At 73.2% G+C, this 19,487-nt stretch carries 21 protein-coding genes; 14 read left to right on the top strand and 7 right to left on the bottom strand.

Features of this window, described 5'->3' with window-relative positions; all coding sequences use genetic code 11:
* Positions 1 to 400: 400 nt before the first annotated feature.
* Both J3R08_RS22685 and J3R08_RS22680 read right to left on the bottom strand, forming a co-directional pair.
* Complete coding sequence (locus J3R08_RS22685; protein WP_069089009.1) at positions 401 to 1,192, bottom strand: inositol monophosphatase family protein; 792 nt, start codon at positions 1,190 to 1,192, stop codon at positions 401 to 403.
* Complete coding sequence (locus tag J3R08_RS22680) at positions 1,189 to 2,022, bottom strand: DUF5919 domain-containing protein (RefSeq protein ID WP_209962699.1); 834 nt, start codon at positions 2,020 to 2,022, stop codon at positions 1,189 to 1,191. Before J3R08_RS22680 ends, J3R08_RS22685 begins: the two co-directional genes overlap by 4 nt.
* Positions 2,023 to 2,250: 228 nt before the next feature.
* Between J3R08_RS22680 and J3R08_RS22675 the strand changes: the two genes are divergently transcribed.
* The 7 genes from J3R08_RS22675 (at position 2,251) to J3R08_RS22645 (ending at position 5,911) form a co-directional block, all read left to right on the top strand.
* A complete protein-coding gene (locus tag J3R08_RS22675; RefSeq protein WP_209962698.1) occupies positions 2,251 to 2,505 on the top strand; it encodes a hypothetical protein in 255 nt (84 codons plus the stop codon).
* Positions 2,502 to 2,858 (top strand): hypothetical protein, encoded by a 357-nt coding sequence (locus J3R08_RS22670; protein ID WP_069089129.1) that lies wholly within the window; start codon positions 2,502 to 2,504, stop codon positions 2,856 to 2,858. The genes J3R08_RS22675 and J3R08_RS22670 overlap by 4 nt, the downstream gene beginning before the upstream one ends.
* Positions 2,855 to 3,928 (top strand): FAD-binding oxidoreductase, encoded by a 1,074-nt coding sequence (locus J3R08_RS22665; protein ID WP_231915394.1) that lies wholly within the window; start codon positions 2,855 to 2,857, stop codon positions 3,926 to 3,928. Before J3R08_RS22670 ends, J3R08_RS22665 begins: the two co-directional genes overlap by 4 nt.
* Positions 3,928 to 4,254, top strand: a complete 327-nt coding sequence (locus J3R08_RS22660) for a DivIVA domain-containing protein (protein WP_209962696.1) — start codon at positions 3,928 to 3,930, stop codon at positions 4,252 to 4,254. Before J3R08_RS22665 ends, J3R08_RS22660 begins: the two co-directional genes overlap by 1 nt.
* 35 nt (positions 4,255 to 4,289) lie before the next feature.
* On the top strand, positions 4,290 to 4,640 hold the full coding sequence (locus J3R08_RS22655) for a DUF2203 domain-containing protein (protein ID WP_018785307.1): 351 nt from the start codon (positions 4,290 to 4,292) through the stop codon (positions 4,638 to 4,640).
* A gap of 166 nt (positions 4,641 to 4,806) precedes the next feature.
* A complete protein-coding gene (locus J3R08_RS22650) occupies positions 4,807 to 5,001 on the top strand; it encodes a hypothetical protein (protein WP_064445200.1) in 195 nt (64 codons plus the stop codon).
* A gap of 106 nt (positions 5,002 to 5,107) precedes the next feature.
* Positions 5,108 to 5,911, top strand: a complete 804-nt coding sequence (locus J3R08_RS22645; protein ID WP_209962695.1) for an SGNH/GDSL hydrolase family protein — start codon at positions 5,108 to 5,110, stop codon at positions 5,909 to 5,911.
* Between the two features lie 72 nt (positions 5,912 to 5,983).
* On the opposite strand, the gene J3R08_RS22640 is transcribed toward J3R08_RS22645, so the two are convergent.
* On the bottom strand, positions 5,984 to 6,472 hold the full coding sequence (locus tag J3R08_RS22640; RefSeq protein WP_064445204.1) for a glutathione peroxidase: 489 nt from the start codon (positions 6,470 to 6,472) through the stop codon (positions 5,984 to 5,986).
* Positions 6,473 to 6,615: 143 nt separating this feature from the next.
* On the opposite strand from J3R08_RS22640, the gene J3R08_RS22635 reads away from it, so the two are divergent.
* From J3R08_RS22635 to J3R08_RS22620, 4 genes are all read left to right on the top strand, one after another.
* A complete protein-coding gene (locus tag J3R08_RS22635; protein WP_069089011.1) occupies positions 6,616 to 8,250 on the top strand; it encodes a glycosyl hydrolase family 18 protein in 1,635 nt (544 codons plus the stop codon).
* 173 nt (positions 8,251 to 8,423) lie between these two features.
* Positions 8,424 to 8,939, top strand: a complete 516-nt coding sequence (locus J3R08_RS22630; protein WP_069089012.1) for a hypothetical protein — start codon at positions 8,424 to 8,426, stop codon at positions 8,937 to 8,939.
* Between the two features lie 57 nt (positions 8,940 to 8,996).
* Positions 8,997 to 10,403, top strand: a complete 1,407-nt coding sequence (locus J3R08_RS22625) for a class II 3-deoxy-7-phosphoheptulonate synthase (RefSeq protein WP_064445207.1) — start codon at positions 8,997 to 8,999, stop codon at positions 10,401 to 10,403.
* A 59-nt stretch (positions 10,404 to 10,462) separates the two neighbouring features.
* Positions 10,463 to 11,482, top strand: coding sequence for a low specificity L-threonine aldolase (locus J3R08_RS22620; protein ID WP_209964373.1), 1,020 nt, complete (start codon positions 10,463 to 10,465; stop codon positions 11,480 to 11,482).
* A 43-nt stretch (positions 11,483 to 11,525) separates the two neighbouring features.
* On the opposite strand, the gene J3R08_RS22615 is transcribed toward J3R08_RS22620, so the two are convergent.
* Both J3R08_RS22615 and pknB read right to left on the bottom strand, forming a co-directional pair.
* Complete coding sequence (locus tag J3R08_RS22615; RefSeq protein WP_209964370.1) at positions 11,526 to 12,395, bottom strand: deoxyribonuclease IV; 870 nt, start codon at positions 12,393 to 12,395, stop codon at positions 11,526 to 11,528.
* Positions 12,392 to 14,377, bottom strand: a complete 1,986-nt coding sequence (pknB, locus tag J3R08_RS22610; RefSeq protein ID WP_064445208.1) for a Stk1 family PASTA domain-containing Ser/Thr kinase — start codon at positions 14,375 to 14,377, stop codon at positions 12,392 to 12,394. The genes J3R08_RS22615 and pknB overlap by 4 nt, the downstream gene beginning before the upstream one ends.
* A 142-nt stretch (positions 14,378 to 14,519) precedes the next feature.
* Here pknB and J3R08_RS22605 point away from each other — a divergent pair, with 142 nt between their 5' ends.
* Complete coding sequence (locus J3R08_RS22605) at positions 14,520 to 14,900, top strand: Rv2175c family DNA-binding protein (protein ID WP_043329433.1); 381 nt, start codon at positions 14,520 to 14,522, stop codon at positions 14,898 to 14,900.
* Positions 14,901 to 15,018: 118 nt separating this feature from the next.
* On the opposite strand, the gene J3R08_RS22600 is transcribed toward J3R08_RS22605, so the two are convergent.
* On the bottom strand, positions 15,019 to 16,101 hold the full coding sequence (locus J3R08_RS22600; RefSeq protein ID WP_209962694.1) for a polyprenyl synthetase family protein: 1,083 nt from the start codon (positions 16,099 to 16,101) through the stop codon (positions 15,019 to 15,021).
* A 9-nt stretch (positions 16,102 to 16,110) separates the two neighbouring features.
* Positions 16,111 to 17,538, bottom strand: coding sequence for a helix-turn-helix transcriptional regulator (locus tag J3R08_RS22595; protein ID WP_245254793.1), 1,428 nt, complete (start codon positions 17,536 to 17,538; stop codon positions 16,111 to 16,113).
* A gap of 219 nt (positions 17,539 to 17,757) precedes the next feature.
* Between J3R08_RS22595 and metF the strand changes: the two genes are divergently transcribed.
* Both metF and J3R08_RS22585 read left to right on the top strand, forming a co-directional pair.
* Positions 17,758 to 18,675: a methylenetetrahydrofolate reductase [NAD(P)H] gene (gene metF, locus J3R08_RS22590; RefSeq protein ID WP_064445210.1), complete on the top strand. Its 918-nt coding sequence runs from the start codon at positions 17,758 to 17,760 to the stop codon at positions 18,673 to 18,675.
* Positions 18,676 to 18,719: 44 nt separating this feature from the next.
* A complete protein-coding gene (locus J3R08_RS22585; RefSeq protein WP_064445211.1) occupies positions 18,720 to 19,409 on the top strand; it encodes a CDP-alcohol phosphatidyltransferase family protein in 690 nt (229 codons plus the stop codon).
* The last annotated feature ends 78 nt before the right edge of the window (positions 19,410 to 19,487 follow it).

The raw sequence follows: 19,487 nt of genomic DNA, 5'->3' as shown, positions 1-19,487 counted from the left end.
CCGGAGAAAGTCACGACAGGCCCTCGTGACCTGTGTGGGATCGTTCTGGTGCCACTCAATCAACAGCGGCTGATGCCCTGAGGACCGGAATGGAGCCGATCTTCTGGGAGCTGAGGCTTTCCCAGCCTCACCGGAAGTTGAGCCTTGTCCGGGTTGGACTTGATGATGCGGGCGCTGCGCCAAGCGTCATGCGCCGTAAGCCGTTCTGCGGCCCGCTTGGCTCCAATGAAGTCGGGGATGCGCCTGTACGCGCCAGGGGGTAGCGCCTGAGCAGCCTGTTCCAACCGTGACCAAATGGTCTCACGCACCTCGCATTTCGCCTCATCGATGTCCATGTGGCCCCCTCACGACGACGTCAGAGCGAGCGCCCAGGGCGACCTCTGCCACAGTCGTCATCGGCTCACGCCGTCTCGTTCTCCCGCAGGTGCGGCAACATCTGACCGACCAGCCCAGGGGTGATCGCGAGGGTAGTCGTCGACTCGGCGCTGTACTCGGCCCCACTGATGTCGGCGACGACGGCTCCCGCCTCACGGGCGATGGCCACCCCGGCTGTCATGTCCCAGGTGTGGTTGGAGAGGGTGATGGCGGCGTCGATCTTCCCCTCCGCCAACCAGACGAGATCCACTGCGGCTGATCCACTCATTCGCACGCGCTGCACCGTCGCGGCAAGCCGCGCCATAAGTGCCAGCCGGATCCGATTCTTGTTCGCGGCATCCGCTCCGACGGCGAAATCGCCGATCCCTACGACGGCTTCGTCCAGGCTGGTGGTGTCGCTCACCTTGACCGGATCGCCGTTCGCGAATGCCCCACAACCTTCGGCGGCCCAGTATCGAGCACCGAGGAAGGGTAGGTCCACGACGCCGAGGGCTGGACGTGTTCCGTGGAGTAAGCCGAGGGAGATGCCGCACAAGGGGATACCGCGCACGAAATTGATCGTTCCGTCGACCGGATCAAGCGTCCACTGCAAATCCCCGGTGCCGCTGACTCCCTCCTCCTCCCCGAGGAAGGCGATGCCGGGTGTCGCATCGCGCAGGAACGATCGAAGGTCTCGCTCAATCGCGTAGTCGACATCCGAGACGAGATCGCGGTCGCCTTTACTGGTAGAGGTGACCGGTGCCTGGCGGCGCATGAAGGTGGCTGCCCGACCAACAGCATCGAGGGCGACCGGCAGCAGCTCACGGTACGAGGTCACAGTTGCCGGCTCCGCTCCCACTGAGAGTCGAAAATCTGCTCATACACCGGATACAACCCCGTCGTGGGTTCTCGGCGTCGCATCACGAAGGTCGGAGAGTCGACCCCTCGGCTCGTGGGCAGGTATGCCTGGGCAAGGCAGAGGTCGTCGATGAGGAGCACGTTGAACCGAAGCGTCTCGTCGTAGAGGGCGAGCTGCACGTTGCCGTACATGTCGCCCGACAGGCGGTCACGCACCCGCAACATCGTCTCGATGTTGAGCTTCGTCAGTGCCGCGAGCTGGCCGGCCGGGAAGCTCTCCTCACGTTCCCTGGCTTGGATCGCCGAGCCGTCAGGATCCAGGAACAGGCATCGGACCTGTGCGCCGCCTTCGATGAGCTGACGCCAGCGGTGATCGGGGTAGTGCTGGCACAGCAGGTTCAGGGAGAGCCCCATCGCTCGAACCTTTCGGGCGCCGTCCAGGATGCGATCCGCAGGCAGGTGCGCAGAGAGCTCCGCCCGATTGCGGAAAACCGCCGTGACGTCCGCTATTGAGGTGCCACCGTTCCCTTCCGCCTGGATATCGGCAGCACCTTGCCGCAGCTCGGCGGCATCGGCCAATCCCAAGCCTGACCGGAATCGCCGATGAACCTCGTTCCCCGCCCGCGCGAGCGCGGTGTCGAGAGCGGCCTGGATCTCCGGTCGGGGTTGCACCGCATCCCGGCCGGCCTCCCATTTCGAGACGGTGCGCTCGCTGACGCCGAGGTGCTCGGCGAAGTCGCGGATGCTCATCCGCAGCGCGTGCCGCAGCATCCGGGTCTCCCGGCCGGTCCACTTCTGCACGGTCGTCATCGGCTCGCCTCCGAGTGCGTCGAGACCGGCTGCCAGCAGCTTAGCGACTCGACTTCAGAGCTGGTACAGCGCAAGTGCAGAGCGTAGTCGTACCCGATGAGCCGCAAGCTGGCGAGGGTGGACGCATGGCCCGGGGCGGGTGCTGGGCTCCGGCGGGGCGTCACCCGAGCGCGCCCGCCGTCCCCGCCCGCCCCGGTGCCGCTCCGACTCTCGACGGAAGGGCTCTTCATGGCGGCGGTGCTGGACGACTTCCCGGTACTCACCCCGGTCAGCGACGAGGACGTAGTGTTGGCCGTACGCGCGGTGGCGGTGCATGTGCCGGAGCGGTGGCCGGCGGGTCCACTGTGCCGCAGTGAGCGGGTCCCGCATCCGTGCCGGCTGGCCCGCTGGGGCCGCAGCACATTGCAGGCGGCCGGGCTCACCGAGGAGCGCGTGGACGAGTTGGTCGCCGCCGGCGACCCGGGCGCCTGGCCGTGGGCGTGACCGGGCTCGGGGCGTACCCGACGGAGAGCTGGCCCGGGTCGGCGGCGGTGCGTGAGGCGGTGGCCCGGTGGCTGCGGCTGGTGGCGGCGGACGCGGAGCTGGCGCCGTACCTCGTCGGGGTTGATCGGGCCCGGCTCGCCGGACACCTGGCGCTCACCCTCACGGTGGCGCTCGGCGGACCGGCGGGCGACATCGCCCGGCCAACGGCCGAGGCATGGCGCGGCCTGGGCCTGACCGAGGCGCAGCACCGCCGCGTGGTCGACTACCTGGCCGGGGTGCTCTGGGCGCTCGACGTGCCGGCAGGCTCGGTGACAGCGGCCCGGCGGGCCTTCTCGGACGAGGCCGGCTGGTGACCGCCGCCCTCGCCGCGTCGTGGTCCGTCACCATGCGGTACGCCCGCGAGGCAGCCGACCACTTCTGGTGCGCGGTCGAGGAGCGCTGCCCCGGGACGCTGCCGGAGCGGGAGGCGGCGGTGTTCCTCGCCGCATTCGGACGGCTGGTCAGCGGTGGCGACGACCCGGCCGGTCGGGCGGCGTTGTTGACCGTGCTCGGCCGGGCCTGTCGCCGCTACCGGCTGCTGCCGCACCAGCTCACCGTCGAGGCCGCGCTCGTCGCGACGGTGTCCCGGCAGGCGAGGTTGACACCGGAACTGGTGGCGGCCTGGGCAGGGGCCGCCCGGCGGGCCACGGCGGCGGTGAGCCGTGCGGTCGAGCAGGCCGACGACGGCCCGCCCTGGTGGCCGGCGCAGGTCGTCGACCACGACCGGGCCGCCGACGGCATCGCCGTGGTGACCGTGCGCCCCTGGCGCCGCCTGACGTTCCGGCCCGGCCAGGCGCTGCCCGTCTGCGCCGAGCGCCGGCCCGGCCGGTGGCGCTGGTACTCGCCGGCCAACGCTCCGCGCGCCGACGGCACCATCGAACTCCACGTCCGTGCCGTCGCCGCCGTCTCCCGCACGCTCGTGCACCGGGTACGCCCCGGTGACCGGATCTGGCTCGGCCCGCCCCGGTCGACCGGCCTGACCCTCGACCCGGCGTCGAAGGCGGACCTGCTGCTCGTCGCCGGGGGGACCGGGCTGGCGCCGCTGCGCGCCCTGGTCGAGCAGGTCGCCGCCGCGCCGGCCGGTCGCCGGGTCACAGTGGTGGTCGGCGCCCGTACCCTCGCCGACCTCTACGACCCGATCAGCCTCGACAAGCTTCAGAGCAGCAACGACTGGCTGACCGTCGTGCCCGCGTTCTCGCACGATCCGGTGGCGGAGGCGGGAGAGCAGGGTGATGCGCTCACCGTCGCGCTCGACCACTGGCGACCCGGCCAGGAGGTCTACCTGTGCGGGCCACCGTTGATGGTGGCCGGGTCGCGGCTGCGCTTGCTCGCCGGTGGGGTGCCGGCCGAGCGGATCCACCTGCCCGACGGGTTCGGCGTCTGATGGGCGTCTATCACAGCCGCAACGCGCTGGCCGGCCCGCTCACCGCGGACCGGCTCAGCGCCGTCGAGCTGCCCCGCACGTCACTGGGGCGGCGCGGTTACCGGACCGACGACGTCGACGCGCTGTTGCACCGGCTCGCCTACGAACTGGGGGAGCGGATCCGGCTGCTCGACGACGCCCGGGACGAGAACGACCGCATCAAGCGGGCCCTGCGCGCCTGGCAGGCCGAGGTGCGGGAGGCTGCCGGTGTCGTCTGGTCTCCCGCGGCCATTCCAGGCGCACCGTCTCGTCCCGGCCCCGACGGTCGACGTGCGGGTGAGCGGTGACCCGGACGACACCGGTCGTGCCGCATACTGGCCCGGTGTTCACTCTCGCCCAGGCGCGACACCTGGTGGCCACGCTGCGGCCGCGCGTCGACGAGCTGATCCGGCTGCGGGCCGACCTGGCCGAGCTGCGTGTCGATCTGGCCGACCACGGCGTCAGCGCGCTCGGCGGGCTCGCCGAGGTGAAGGCCCTGGAGGCGCGGCTGCACGTGGTGGTGGACGAGTTCCACCAGCACGACATCGCGGTCAAGGGGATCGCCCCGGTGCTGCTCGACTTCCCCGGTGAGCGCGACGGCCGGGCGGTGCTGTGGTGCTGGCTGGAGGGGGACACCGACATCCGGTGGTACCACCGGGTCGAGTGCGGATTCGCCGGCCGCCGTCCGGTCTGAGCCGGCCTGTGGGTGACGCGCGCCGGGCGGTGCCGTCCGACGCCGACGAGCTGGTGCGGCTGCGCGGGCTGATGCTCGCCGGAATGAGCGGCGCGCCGACGCCGCCGGGCCGCTGGCAGGACGTGGCCCGGGACAATCTGCGCGCCTGGCTGGCCGAGCCGGACCCGTGGCTGGCCGCAGCGCACTGCTGGCCTGGTTCCGGGACCGGGGCGTGCGCCGGGTCGACCTGCGGGCCTCGGCGGCCGGTCGGCCGCTCTACCGTGCCCTGGGTTTCCGGGAGACCGCCGACCCGGCGATGCGCCTGACGTTCCCGGCGGAACAATCCTTCATCCCGCTCCGCGAGACCGGCAACGATTTGTAGGCGTAAGTCGCTATGCGCGCTGAACCGCAAATCGGTGATCTTCCATGCGCCGTGATCTTATTGATATCTATCTCTCACCACCACTTCACGCCCCCAGGAGTGCGACGTGCGGAGATCCCGTTTTGCCACCCTCGCCCTGACCCTGGCCGCCTCGGTCGGGGTCACTCTGTCTCTGGCCGCCCCCGCCCAGGCGGCCCCGTCCGACCGCTACGTCGCGCTCGGCGACTCGTACGCCTCCGGCGTCGGCGCCGACAGCTACACGTCCGAGAGCGGTAACTGCCTACGCAGCACGAACGCCTACCCGGCGCTCTACAACGCCAACATCAAGCCGGCGTCGTACCGATCGGTGGCCTGCTCCGGCGCCACCACGGCCGACGTCATCAACAGCCAGCTCTCCGCGCTCTCCTCGACCACCACGCTGGTCAGCGTCACCGTGGGCGGCAACGACGTGGGCTTCGCCAACATCATGAGCACCTGTGTGCTCCAGGGGGAGACCCAGTGCGTGGCGGCAGTGCAGTCCGCCATGAACGTCGCCCGCACCTCGATGCCCGGCCGGCTCGCCAACGTCTACAACGGCATCAAGAGCCGCTCGCCCTCGGCCCGCGTCGTGGTGGTCGGCTACCCGGTCTTCTACCAGCTCGGCACGACCTGCGTCGGGCTCAGCGCCACGTCCCGGGCGAAGATCAACGAGGGCATCAACCTGCTCGACGACATCACCCGCACGGCCGCCGTCTCGGCCGGCTTCAAATTCGCCGACGTCCGCTCCATCTTCGTCGGCCACCAGCTGTGCAGCGGCGGGACCAAGTGGCTGCACGCGCTCAACGTGCTGAGCCTGAGCAAGTCGTACCACCCGACGGCGGCCGGGCAGTCCGGCGGCTACTACCCGGTCTTCCGGTCCGCCGCCGGCTGACCCGGTCCGCGGCAGCGGCACGCCTCCCCGCGGGGGCGTGCCGCTTCGCCGTGCCCGGCGGCGGTGTGCCCGTCAGGCCGGCAGGACCTTCTCGATCGCCGCGCGCAGCTCGGGCGAGTCCGGCGTGACCTGCGGGGCGAACCGGGCGGCCACTGTCCCGTCCGGGGCGACGAGGAACTTCTCGAAGTTCCAGCGCACGTCGCCGGTGTGCCCCTCGGCGTCCGGCGTGGACACCAGTTCGGCGTAGAGCGGGTGCCGGTCCGGGCCGTTGACGTCGACCTTCTCCGTCAGCGGGAACGTCACGCCGTAGTTGACCTGGCAGAACTCCTCGATCTCGGCGGCGCTGCCCGGCTCCTGGCCGGCGAACTGGTTGCACGGCACCCCGAGCACCGTGAGCCCGCGCCCGGCGTACGTGTCGGCGAGCTCCTGAAGGCCCGCGTACTGCGGGGTGAGGCCGCAGCGGGAGGCCACGTTGACCACGAGCAGGGCGCGGCCACGGTAGCGGCCGAGGTCGGCCGGTCCGCCGGTGAGGGCGTCGATCTGGACGTCGAAAACGGTCATGTGACGAGGCTACGGGCCGTCACGCGGACCGTCCCGCGCCACCCGTGAAATCGACGCATCTACATCTTGACGAAGTGGTGACGGCGTGAGTAGCGTCTCAGCAATCAATTTGGAAACTTTCCTAACTATTGGAGGGACGCCGTATGAAGAGATCGCTCCGCCGGGCCCTGTGGGCCACCGGCGCCGTGGTCGCGCTCGCGGTCGCCGCGGTGCCCATGACCACCGCGTCGGCCGCCGGCAGCGTCACCGCCACCTTCGCCAAGGTGCAGGACTGGGGGACCGGCCACGAAGGGCGGGTGACCGTCACCAACGGCACCAGCTCCACCGTCAACGGCTGGCGCATCGAGTTCACGCTGCCCTCCGGCACCTCGATCAGCAGCTCCTGGGACGCCGACATCACCCGCAGCGGTGACCGCTACGTGGCGGTCAACAAGAGCTGGGCCGCGACGCTCGCCCCGGGCGCCAGCTTCAGCTGGGGCTACAACGGCACCGGCGGCTACAAGGCGCCGGTGAGCTGCACGATCAACGGCGGCACCTGCACCGGCGGCGGCACGCCGACGACCACCGCGCCGACCACGGCGCCGCCGACCACCGCGCCGCCCACCACGGCGCCGCCGACGACCGCCCCGCCGACCACGCAGCCGCCCACCACGCCGCCGCCCGGCGGCAAGAAGGTCGTCGGCTACTTCGCCGAGTGGGGCGTCTACGCCCGCAACTACCACGTCAAGAACATCCACACCAGCGGCTCGGCCGCGAAGCTCACCCACATCCTGTACGCCTTCGGCAACACCACCGGCGGCCGGTGCAGCATCGGGGACAGCTACGCCGACTACGAGAAGGCGTACACCGCCGCGGACAGCGTCGACGGCGTGGCCGACACCTGGGACCAGCCGCTGCGCGGCAGCTTCAACCAGCTGCGCAAGCTGAAGAAGATGTACCCGAACCTGAAGGTCCTCTGGTCCTTCGGTGGCTGGACCTGGTCCGGCGGCTTCACCCAGGCCGCGCAGAACCCGGCCGCGTTCGCCGACTCCTGCTACTCCCTGGTCAAGGACCCGCGCTGGGCGGACGTCTTCGACGGCATCGACGTCGACTGGGAGTACCCGAACGCCTGCGGCCTCCAGTGCGACAGCAGCGGCCCGAACGCCTTCAAGAACGTGGTCTCGGCGCTGCGGAGCAAGTTCGGCTCCAGCTTCCTGGTCACCGCGGCGATCACCGCCGACGGCAGCAACGGCGGCAAGATCGACGCGACCGACTACGCGGGCGCCGCGACGAACCTCAACTGGCTGATGCCGATGACGTACGACTACTTCGGCGCCTTCAACGCCCAGGGGCCGACCGCGCCGCACTCGCCGCTCTACTCGTACTCGGGCATCCCGCAGCAGGGCTTCTGGTCCGACGCGGCGATCCAGAAGCTGAAGTCCAAGGGCGTACCGTCCAGCAAGCTGCTGCTCGGCGTCGGCTTCTACGGACGCGGCTGGACCGGCGTGACCCAGGCTGCGCCCGGCGGCAGTGCCACCGGCGCGGCCCCCGGCACCTACGAGGCCGGCATCGAGGACTACAAGGTGCTCAAGAACAGCTGCCCGGCCACCGGCACGGTCGGCGGCACCGCGTACGCCAAGTGCGGCAGCAACTGGTGGAGCTACGACACCCCGGCGACCATCGGCGGGAAGATGAGCTACGCCAACAGCCAGGGCCTCGGTGGCGCGTTCTTCTGGGAGCTCTCCGGTGACACCAGCAACGGTGAGCTGATCGGCGCCATCAAGGGCGGTCTCGGCTGAGCCGAGGGCCGACGCACCACCCACCCGGCGGGGAGGGGCCGTACCGGCCCCTCCCCGCCCGCGTGCCGCCCTGGCCGCGCGCGCCGATCCGGGTCAGGATGGGGAGTCACCCGGCCGCGCGGGCCGGGTGTGGCACACTCGCCGCTCGACGAGTCCACGCGACGGGAGGACCGATGGATCGCAGCCACCGCGGCCGGTTCGCCGCGCTCGCCCTCGCCTTCGCGCTCACGCCGGCGCTGGCCGCCTGCGGCTCCGGCCCGGACGGCGCCGCCACCGCGCCCAGCGGCCGGGCGCCCGCCGAGGAGGCGGCGGCCAAGAGCCGGGAGCGCGTGCAGGCGTACCTCGACGCGCTCACCGCCCGCGACGCCGACGCCGGCCGCAGCCAGCTCTGCGCGCCCATGCACGCCGCCTTCGACGCCGCCGCCACCGGCCCGAACGGCGACTTCGCCGACCACTTCACGGTGCCCGACGCGACGATCACCGACGTCCGCTCCGGCCCGAACGGGCAGGAGGTCAGCGCCTCCGTCACGGTGGCCGCCGGATCTCGCAAGGCCACCCGGTCCCTGCTGTTCACGGTGACCCGTAACGGGGCGGACTGGTGCATCTCCGGCGAGGTTCCCGGCGACCGCACGGCCGACCCGTCCGAGCCGCCGCCGGCGGCGCGGCCCTCGCCGGTCTCCTCCCAGTGACCGGAACCATGCCCCTCGGCGGCGAGTGATCGCGACGGTCGCCGTACGCTTTCCTCCATGCGCCATGAGTGGCATCAGCTGAGTCACCCCGCCGTGGGCAGCCCTGGCCTGCAGACCAGCCGCCCGACCGCCGACTCCGCCGAGGACGCGGCCCTCGGCCTCGACCGATGGCGGGAGCTGCCGCGCGCGCAGACCCCGCCGTGGGACGACCCGGCCCAGGTCGCCGAGGTCTGCCGGGTGCTGGACACGGTTCCCTCGGTGGTCGCGCCCTACGAGGTCGACCAGCTGCGGCAGCGGCTGGCCCTGGTCTGCGAGGGCAAGGCGTTCCTGCTCCAGGGCGGTGACTGCGCCGAGACGTTCGCCGACAACACCGAGAGCCACCTGCTCGCCAACGCCCGCACGCTGCTCCAGATGGCCATCGTGCTCACGTACGGCGCGTCACTGCCGGTGGTCAAGGTGGCCCGGGTGGCCGGCCAGTACACCAAGCCCCGGTCCCTGCCGACCGACGCCCGGGGGCTGCCCGCCTACCGCGGCGACATGATCAACTCGCTGGAGGCCACGCCGGAGGCGCGGGTCGCCGACCCGCAGCGCATGATCCGGGCGTACGCCAACTCGGCCGCCGCGATGAACATGCTCCGGGCGTACCTGGCAGGCGGCCTGGCCGACCTGCACGCCGTGCACGACTGGAACAAGGACTTCGTCCGGCAGTCCCCGGCCGGGGAGCGCTACGACGCGATCGCCCGCGAGATCGACCGGGCACTGGCCCTCATCCGGGCCTGCGGGATGACCGACGACGAGGCGCTGCGCACCGTCACGCTCTACTGCTCGCACGAGGCGCTGGCGCTGGAGTACGACCGGGCGCTGACCCGGATCTCCGACCACAAGGCGTACGGCCTGTCCGGGCACTTCCTCTGGATCGGCGAGCGGACCCGGCAGATCGACGGCGCGCACATCGACTTCATCTCCCGCATCGCCAACCCGATCGGCGTCAAGCTCGGCCCCACCACCACGCCGGACGAGGCGATCGAGCTCTGCGAGAAGCTCAACCCGGACAACATCCCCGGCCGGCTCACGCTGATCAGCCGGATGGGCAACCACCGGGTACGCGACGCGCTGCCGCCGATCGTGGCGAAGGTCACCGCCGCCGGCGCGAAGGTCGTCTGGCAGTGCGACCCGATGCACGGCAACACGCACGAGTCCTCGAACGGCTACAAGACCCGGCACTTCGACCGGATCGTGGACGAGGTGCTCGGCTACTTCGAGGTGCACCGCGGCCTCGACACCCACCCGGGCGGCCTGCACGTCGAGCTGACCGGCGAGGACGTCACCGAGTGCCTCGGCGGCGCCCAGGGCATCGAGGACCTCGACCTGCCCGACCGGTACGAGACCGCCTGCGACCCCCGGCTCAACACCCAGCAGTCGCTGGAGTTGGCGTTCCTGGTGGCGGAGATGCTCCGTGGCTGACGCGAGGAGTGAGCTTGCGAGCCCCGCAGTCGGCAGCCGAAGGGATGACAGTGGGTGAACTGATCGATCTGCGGACGGACACCGTGACCCGGCCGACGCCGGGGATGCGGGAGGCGATGGCCGCCGCCGAGGTGGGCGACGACGTCTACGGCGAGGACCCCACAGTCGCCGCCCTGGAGGCGGAGGTGGCCGCGCTGTTCGGCCACGAGGCGGCGCTGTTCGCCCCGAGCGGATCGATGGCCAACCAGATCGCGCTCCAGTTGCACGTGCCGCCCGGCGACGAGTTGCTCTGCGACGCCGACGCGCACGTGGTCACGTACGAGGTGGGGGCCGCCGCCGCGTACGGTGGGATCTCCTCGCGGACGTGGCCGGCGGTGGGCGCGGACCTGGACCCCGACGTGGTCGCCGGGATGATCCGGCCGGACGGCTACTTCGCGGTGCCCACGCGCGCGATCGCGGTGGAGCAGACCCACAACCGGGGCGGCGGCGGGGTGATCCCGCTGCCGATGCTGCGACGCATGCGCGAGGTCGCCGACGAGCACGGGGTGGCGCTGCACTGCGACGGCGCCCGGATCTGGCACGCGCACGTCGCGGACAGGGTGCCGCTGGCCGGGTACGGGGAGCTGTTCGACACGCTCTCGGTGTGCCTCTCCAAGGGCCTCGGCGCGCCGGTCGGCTCGCTGGTGGTGGGCAGCGCGGAGAAGATTGCCCGCGCGCGGGTCCTGCGCAAGCGGATGGGCGGTGGCATGAGGCAGGTCGGCATTCTTGCCGCCGCCGGCCGGTACGCGTTGGCGCACCACGTCGAGCGGCTCGCCGAGGACCACGCGAAGGCGGCCCGGCTGGCCGAGGCGGTCGCCCCGCACGGGGTGCTCGCGTCGGTGGTGCGCACGAACATCGTGCCGCTGGACCTGACCAAGCACCCTCTCGACGCGCACGCGCTGGCGGCGGCCGCGCGGGAAGCCGGTCTGCTGATCTCGGTGCTCGGCCCGCGTACCGCCCGGTTGGTGACCCACCTGGACGTCACCGACGAGCAGATCGACAGCGCCGCCACCATCCTCGACACCGCCCTGCGCGCCTGACCCTCCGGCAACGCCGTGGCGAGGGCGGGAGGAAACGGCTGTGTCAGGGGCGCAGGCGTTTGAGGGCGGCGATGTCGGCGGCGTGGCCGACGTGCTTCTCCGTCGGGGTCTCCACCAGCACCGGTACGCCGGCGGTCGCCGGATGGCGCATCAGCTCGGCGAACGCCGGTTCGCCGATGGCGCCCTTGCCGATGTTCTCGTGCCGGTCCCGGGTGGAGCCGCACAGGTCCTTCGAGTCGTTCGCGTGCACCAGCCGCAGCCGGTCGGCGCCCACCGTGGCGACCAGCGTGTCGAGCGTGGCGGTCATGCCGCCCTCGGCGGCCAGGTCGTGCCCGGCCGCCCAGGCGTGACAGGTGTCGAAGCACACGCCCAGCATCGGGTGCCGGTCGACCGCGTCGAGGTAGGGGCCGAGGTGCTCGACCCGGGACGCCAGTGACCGGCCGCCCCCGGCGCTCGGCTCGACCAGCAGCATCGGCCCGCCGGTGGCCGCGGTCTCGTCGAGCAGCGGGAGCAGCGACTCCCGGACCTGCCGCAGGGCCGCCTCGGCGTGCCCGGCGTCCACCGAGCTGCCGGCGTGGAACACCACGCCCTCGGCGCCGATCGCCCGGCCCCGCCGCAGCGCGTGGGCGAGCGTCTCCGCCGACCTGGTGACCGTCGCGGGGGTGGGGGAGCCGAGGTTGACCAGCAGCGACGCGTGGATGAACACGGGCAGGCCACGCTCGGCGCAGCCGTCGCGGAACAGCGCGTCCTGCGCCGGGTCACCGGCCGGCAGCGCCCAGCCACGCGAGTTCGAGACGTAGACCTGCACCACCTCGGACTCGGCCGCATCCGCGTACGGCAGGGCCGCCCGCGCCAGGCCACCGGAGGTGGGGGTGTGCGACCCCACCGGCCGGCACCCGTTCGCCGCGCTCACAGGCACGTCACAGTGATCGTGGTGCCCGGCGGCACCGGCGTGTTCTCGGCCGGGTTCTGGATCCGGACGATGCCGTTCGGGTTGAGCTGGATGTTGACCGGGAAGCCCTGGCTCTCCAGCGTCTGCTTGGCCTGCTGGCAGGGCATGTCGACCACCCGGGGCACGGCCACCTGCGGCGGGCCCTTGCTGATCTCCAGCTTGACCTGGGCGCCCTTTTCCACACCGGTGCCGTCGGCCGGGCTCTGGCCGAGGATCTCGTCCTTCGGCTTGTCGGACTCCTTGACGTTCTCCACCGGCTTGAGCCCGAGCCGCGCGAGGATGGCGCGCGCCTCGGTGAGGCTCTTGCCGACCAGGTCGGGCACGCTCACCGGGGCGCGGCCCTTGCTGAGGATCAGCGTCACCTTGGCCCCGGGCTTGACCTCAGTGCCCACCTTCGGGTCGGTGGCCAGCACGACACCCGCCGGCAGCGCGTCGTCGTAGCGGGAGCTGCCCTTGGCCGCGACCAGGTTGAGACCCTCCAGCTCCACCTGGGCGAGCGCGAAGTCCTTGCCCACCACGTCCGGCACCGGCAGGCGCTCCGGACCGAGCGACAGGGTCAGCGTGATCGTGCCGCCCTTGACGATCCGGGCGGCCGAGCCCGGCGCCTGCCCGAGCACGGTGTCCTTCGGGACGTTCTCGTCGTACCGGGGGTCGGCGTAGCGCAGCGTGAAACCACCGCGCTGGGCCTGCGCCTCCGCCTCGGCCTTGGTGAGGCTCACCATCTGCGGCGCGACCGTGTAGCGGCCCACGCCGAACCACCAGCCGCCGACGGCGGCGACCAGGCCGAGCACCACGACCGCCGCGGCGACGGCCAGCCGGCCGCGCGGCGAACCCATGATCCGGGTACGCAGGGCGGCGAACCGGGCGCCCACCCCCTCCGGTTCGGCGGCGCGTCGGCGGTGCGGGCGCTGCGTGGCGGCGCCCTCGGGCAGCCGGGCCCACGACGGGCGCTCGATCGGCTGCAGCGCGGCCACCACCTGCGTCGGCTGGCTCAGCACCGCCGTGTCGTCGCTGAGCTGACGCAGGACAGTGGTGTGCGTGTGCGGGTTGCCCAGTTCCTCGCGGGCCGCCTGCACCTCGGTCAGCAGCGCCGCGGCGTCGGCCGGACGGGCGGCCGGGTCGCGCCGGGTGGCCCGGGCGACGAGCGCGTCGACAGCCGGCGGCAGCGCCGGAACCAGCGTGGACGGGGCCGGCACGTCCCGGTCGACGTGCTGCCAGGCGACCTCCACCGGGCGGTCGCCGTCGTAGGGCACCCGGCCGGTGAGCATCTCGAACAGCACGATGCCGGCCGAGTAGACGTCGGTGCGCGGGTCGGCGTGGCCCTGGGTGACCAGCTCCGGCGCCACGTACGCCACCGTCGCCATGAGCTGGTTGCCGTTCTCGTCCTCCGCGCTCGCCTCGACGGCCCGGGCCAGCCCGAAGTCGGCCACCTTGACCACGCTGTCGACCAGGTCCCGGCTGCCACCGGCGGGCACCTCGGCGACCAGGACGTTCTCCGGCTTGACGTCGCGGTGCACCAGGCCGGCCCGGTGCGCGGCGGCGAGCGCGGCGAGCACCTGCTCGGTGATCGCGAGCGCCTCGTCCGGGTTCAGCCGGCGGCGCTCGGCGAGCACGTCACGCAGCGTGCGGCCGCGCACGTACTCCATCACCAGGTACGGCAGGCCGGCGTGGATGCCCTGGTCGTAGACCGCCACCACGTTCGGGTGGGTGAGCCGGGCGATCGTCTTCGCCTCGTCGGTGAACCGCTCGACGAACCCGGCCATCCGGGCCCGGGCCTGCGGCGCCTGGGTCGGGTGAATGATCTTGACCGCCACGGTGCGCTCCAGGCGCTCGTCGGTGGCGGTGTACACGGTCGCCATGCCGCCACGGGCGACGCGACCGCGAATGCGGTAGCGCCCCTCGATCAGCGAGCCCAGCAACGTGTCGGCGACCTGTGTGTCCATCGGCAGGCAGTCTATGTGTCGGAAGGGTGAACGTAGAACAGGATGCTACCGCCGGGTTGGGACACCGGTGGCCCGGCGCGCTCCGGCGCAGGTCGGGGGGTGCCGTGCACCGGATCCGGCGGGCACGTGGCAGGGTGGTCGGGTGACCGATTCCGTACCCGCCGAGACCGGCGCCGACCTGGCCGGACCGGCCGACCCGGCCGGCTGGCTGACGCTGCCCGACGTGGCCGAGCGCCTGGACCTGTCGATCAGCAAGGTGCACCAGATGATCCGCGACCGCGAGCTGCTCGCGGTGCGCCGCGACGGCGTCCGCCGCGTCCCGGCCGACCTGGTGGCCAACCGCACCGTGCTCAAGCACCTGCCCGGCGTGCTCAACCTGCTCGCCGACGCCGGGTACGACGACGAGGAGGCGCTGCGCTGGCTCTACCGGGAGGACCCGTCGCTTCCCGGCACCCCCGCAGTGGCCCTCGGCGGCGACCTGGCCCGCGAGGTCAAACGCCGAGCCCAGGCCGTGGCCTTCTAACCCACACCCCACCCACCCCGTCGATCATGAAGTTGACGGCGAAGTCGATCTCCAAAAGTGCCGCCAACTTCATGATCGACCGCTTCGGAGGCGGGGGACAGCGCGGGGGGAGTGGCTGTCAGGCGGGGCGGCGGGTGGCGGCTATGGCCAGGTCCACCAGCGCCTGGCGGGCCTCGGTGTCCAGGTCGACGGCGGTGAGCGCGGCCAGCGCGCTCTCCGTGAGCGCGGTGATGTGCCGTTCGGCACGCTCCAGCGCGCCGCTGGAGGTGATCAGCTCGCGCAGCCGGTCCACCCCGGCCGCGTCCAGGTCCGGTACGCCCAGCCCGGCCAGCAGCGCCTCCCGGCCGGCCTCGTCGAGCGTCTCCAGGGCGGCTGCCACCAGGTACGTCCGCTTGCCCTCGCGCAGGTCGTCACCGGCCGGCTTGCCGGTGAGCTCCGGGTCGCCGAACACGCCCAGCACGTCGTCGCGGAGCTGGAACGCCTCACCCAGCGGCAGCCCGTACGCGGAGTAGGCGGCGTGCACCTCGGCCGGGGCGCCGGCCAGCGCGGCGCCCAGCAGCAGCGGCCGTTCGACCGTGTACTTCGCCGACTTGTACCGGGCCACCTTGGCCGCCCGGTCGAGCGAGGTGTCAGCGGTCGCCTGGGTCAGCACGTCCAGGTACTGCCCGACGGTCACCTCGGTGCGCATCTCGTCGAAGACCGGCCGGGCCCGGGCCACCGTCGCCGGCGGCAGGCCGGAGGAGTGCAGCAGCTCGTCGGACCAGACCAGGCACAGGTCACCCAGCAGGATCGCGGCCGAGTCGCCGAACGCGTCCGCGTCGCCGCCCCAGCCGGCCGCCCGGTGCCGGGCGGCGAACCTGCGGTGCACCGCCGGCTCGCCCCGCCGGGTGTCCGACCGGTCCATCAGGTCGTCGTGAATCAGCGCGCTGGCCTGCACGAACTCCAGCGCGGCCAGGGCGGCGACGACCTGGTCGGAGTCGACTCCGCCAGCGCCCCGGTAGCCCCAGTAGCCGAACGCCGGGCGCAGCCGCTTGCCGCCGCCCAGCACGAACGCCTCGATCGCCTCGGCGACGGGCAGCAGGCCGTCGTCGACGGCGGTCAGCCAGCCGCGCTGGCCGGCCAGGAACTCGGTGAGCGCCTTGTCGATCCGCTGACGCAGGCCGGCACGGTCGACGGGGGAAACGGGAGCAGCGTGGGTCACGCCACGACGCTAGCGGTTCGGGCCCGCTCCCGTCGTGCCGCCGTCCCGGCGTGCCTCGCAGCTCACCGGCGGCGACGGCCGCCACGGGTGCCGTGACGGCAGGTACGGACGGGTCGCCGCGAGCAGCCGTGCGTACCCCCGGGTCGCCGGTCCGGGCGGACGGCGGGCCAGCCCGCGGCGGAACTCGGTGAGCTGGCCGACGGCCCGGGGCGAACCGGAGCGGACCGCGTCGAGCAGCGCCTCGCCGGCCACCGCGCACGCCTCGGGCTCCGCGCCGAGCCCCAGGTGCGCCCGGGCCAGCCAGCCGCCGTACACGGCGGAGCGGCGCGGGCGGCCCGGCGCTGCCACCACGGGCGTCAGCAGCGGCACGGCCGCGGCGGCCCGGCCCAGCGCGACGAGCGTGCGCCCGGTCATCGCGGCCAGCTCGGCGGCGTCCAGCCAGTAGAGCCACTGCGGCTCCCGGCCGGGCTCCGGCGGCCCGGCCCGGTCGGCGCCGGCCAGCGCCTCACCGGCGGCTCGCCGCCGCCCGCCGAGCGCGGCGGCGAGCGCGACCCGGTGCAGCAGCAGCGCCCGCAGCCCCGGGGAGGCGGTGGCGCGGCTGGCCGCGTACCCGATCCGGGCCAGGACCAGCGCGCCGGCCGCGTCACCGGCGTCGGACAGCAGGTGGCTGGCCGACCCGAGCACGTGCCCGGCCAGCGGCGGCTCCCCGGCGGCCACCGCGGCCCGCAGCGCCAGCCGGTAGGCGACCAGGCCGCCGGTGAGGTCGCCGGCGTCGGCGGCCAGCCACCCGGCGAGCTGCGCCGACTCGGCCAGCGACGGCAGCATCCGCCGCCGGCCGGCGGGCCCGGCGCGCCGGTAGCCGCGCACCGAGCGGCGCAGCCGGCGGGCGCCGAGGCCGGCGAGGTCGCCGCCACCGAGGAGGTCGTCCCAGCGGCGCAGCGTGGCCAGTGACGCCCCGTCCGCCGGGTGCCCCCGGACGGGGCCGGCGCGGTCGGCGGCGCGGGCCGGTCCGTACCCGTCGCCGGTGGCCGGGCCGGGGACCGGCGGTGTCGCCGGGCCGGTGAACGGACCGGCCAGCGTGCCGCCGCCCGGGTCGGCGGCCCAGCGGTGCGCCAGGGTGAGCAGCGCCAGCCGGGCCCGGGACCCGGCCGGGTCGACGGCCACCGGCGTCACGCCGAGCCGGCGGCTGCTGGCGGCGGCCCCGGCGAGCAGCTCGCCGGGCACGCCCAGGACCGTCGCCAGCCACGCGGACCAGAAGTCGCCGGGGAGCCGGAGCTGGCGCTCCCAGCGGGACACCTCGTGCCGGGTCAGGGTGGGCACGCCGGAGGCGGCGCAGAGCTCGGCGGCGAGGCGCTGCTGGCTCCAGCCGCGGGCGGCCCGCAGCTCGGCCAGGAGCGGCCCGAGCAGCCGCGGACCGGGCGGCCAGGACGGGATCATGGTGACCTCCGGGGGCGACGACGTGAAATGGCGACGCGGACGTCCGGCTGGCACCGGCGCGTCACAGTCGTGCGACCCCCGCGCGGGCCCCCGGGACGGCCGTCGGCCGCCCCACCGCGCTGTGGTCTTTCTACCCCCGGGGTACGACGTCGCGCCGCGAAGTGTTCGCGGGCTGGGAAGACCCTCGGTAAGCCGTGCGCTCCCGGCTACAGTCGGTCCGTGGCGCTCGGTCTTCCCTCGGTCCTCCCCAATCCCCAGCCGGCCATCGGGGAGCTGATCCGTGACGGCCGCCCCACCTTCTCCTTCGAGTTCTTCCCGCCGAAGACACAGGCCGGGGAGAAGCTGCTCTGGCAGGCCATCCGCGAGCTGGAGTCGCTGCGCCCCTCGTTCGTCTCGATCACCTACGGCGCGGGCGGCTCGACCCGCGACACCACGGTGGCGGTGACCGAGCGGATCGCCACCGAGACCACGCTGCTGCCGATGGCGCACCTGACCGCGGTGAACCACTCGGTCGCCGAGCTGCGGCACGTGATCGGCCGGCTGGCCTCGGTCGGGGTGCGCAACGTGCTGGCCGTGCGGGGTGACCCGCCGGGCGACCCGGGCGGCGAGTGGATCGCCCACCCCGAGGGCGTCCGGTACGCCGAGGACCTGGTCCGGCTGGTCCGCGACAGCGGTGACTTCAGCGTCGGCGTGGCCGCCTTCCCGTACAAGCACCCGCGTTCGCCGGACGTGGACAGCGACACCGCGTACTTCGTGCGCAAGTGCCGGGCCGGCGCGGAGTTCGCGATCACCCAGATGTTCTTCGACGCCGACGACTACCTGCGGCTGCGTGACCGGGTGGCCGCCACCGGCTGCGACACGCCGATCCTGGCCGGGGTGATGCCGGTGACCCAGATCGGCACCATCGAACGCTCCGTGCAGCTGTCCGGCGCGCCGTTCCCGCCGGCGCTCGCCGAGCGGTTCGAGCGGGTGGCCGACGACCCCGAGGCGGTCCGCCGCCTCGGCGTGGAGCAGGCGAGCGAGATGTGCGAGAAGCTGCTCGACGAGGGCGTGCCGGGGATCCACTTCATCACGCTCAACCGGTCCACCGCGACCCGCGAGGTGTGGCAGCGGCTGCGCGCGGCCGCACGGGTGTGACCACCCGCCACACGACACCCGCGCCGTGCTTCTACGGTTGATCCGTGGTGGGCACACAGCTGAACTGGGACCAGTACGCGACCGCGTGGGCGCGGCTGCACGGCGGATTCGATCCGCGTACCGCCGCGCCGGTGGTGCGTGCCTGGCTGCGCTTCGCCTACCACGTGGGCTACGTGCTGGGCCGGCTGCGCGTCGGCCCGACCCCGGTGACCGTGTTCGGGGTGCTGCTCTGCTTCTGCGTACCCCTGTTCGCGGAGCGGCCCGGCGACGGACCGTTCCTGGGCGCGCTGTTCGTGCTGCTGGCGGCGGTGGCCGACAGCGTCGACGGCGCGGTGGCGGTCGCGACCGGCCGCACCACCCGGCTGGGTTACGTCTACGACTCGGTCGCCGACCGGCTCGGCGAGGTGGCCTGGCTGATCGCGTTCTGGCTGCTCGGCGCGCCGGGCGCGCTGGTCGCGGCGGCCGGGGGCCTGTCCTGGCTGCACGAGTACGTGCGGGCGCGCGCGGTGTCGGCGGGGATGCGGGAGATCGGCGCGGTGACGGTGGGGGAGCGGCCCACCCGGGTCAGCGTGGCGCTGGTCGGGCTGCTCGTCGCCGGGCTCACCGGGCTGATCGACGCCGACCTGACGGCCGGCACCATCACCATGGCCACCACGGTGTGGGTACTGCTCGCCGGGTTCGGCCTGGGGCAGTTGCTCTCCGCCGTCCGCCGCGCCCTGGTAGACGCGGGCTGACCGCCGCGCCCGCGCCCGCGCAGCCCCGCCGCGCCCACGCGAGGCGCGCGGCGGGCGGCGGGCGGCGGGCGGCGGGCG

This window comes from Micromonospora sp. HB375 (assembly GCF_017872985.1).
In the GTDB taxonomy this organism is placed as follows: Bacteria; Actinomycetota; Actinomycetes; order Mycobacteriales; family Micromonosporaceae; genus Micromonospora; species Micromonospora chalcea.
This window is presented reverse-complemented; position numbering and strand designations above follow the sequence as displayed.

What these genes read in the sequence shown, in the direction of transcription:
- J3R08_RS22595 (WP_245254793.1), bottom strand. Translation starts at nt 17,538, where the DNA reads ATGATCCCGTCCTGGCCGCCCGGTCCGCGGCTGCTCGGGCCGCTCCTG.
- J3R08_RS22635 (WP_069089011.1), top strand. Translation starts at nt 6,616, where the DNA reads ATGAAGAGATCGCTCCGCCGGGCCCTGTGGGCCACCGGCGCCGTGGTC.
- J3R08_RS22660 (WP_209962696.1), top strand. Translation starts at nt 3,928, where the DNA reads ATGGGCGTCTATCACAGCCGCAACGCGCTGGCCGGCCCGCTCACCGCG.
- pknB (WP_064445208.1), bottom strand. Translation starts at nt 14,377, where the DNA reads ATGGACACACAGGTCGCCGACACGTTGCTGGGCTCGCTGATCGAGGGG.
- J3R08_RS22640 (WP_064445204.1), bottom strand. Translation starts at nt 6,472, where the DNA reads ATGACCGTTTTCGACGTCCAGATCGACGCCCTCACCGGCGGACCGGCC.
- J3R08_RS22630 (WP_069089012.1), top strand. Translation starts at nt 8,424, where the DNA reads ATGGATCGCAGCCACCGCGGCCGGTTCGCCGCGCTCGCCCTCGCCTTC.
- J3R08_RS22680 (WP_209962699.1), bottom strand. Translation starts at nt 2,022, where the DNA reads ATGACGACCGTGCAGAAGTGGACCGGCCGGGAGACCCGGATGCTGCGG.
- J3R08_RS22625 (WP_064445207.1), top strand. Translation starts at nt 8,997, where the DNA reads ATGCGCCATGAGTGGCATCAGCTGAGTCACCCCGCCGTGGGCAGCCCT.
- J3R08_RS22675 (WP_209962698.1), top strand. Translation starts at nt 2,251, where the DNA reads ATGGCGGCGGTGCTGGACGACTTCCCGGTACTCACCCCGGTCAGCGAC.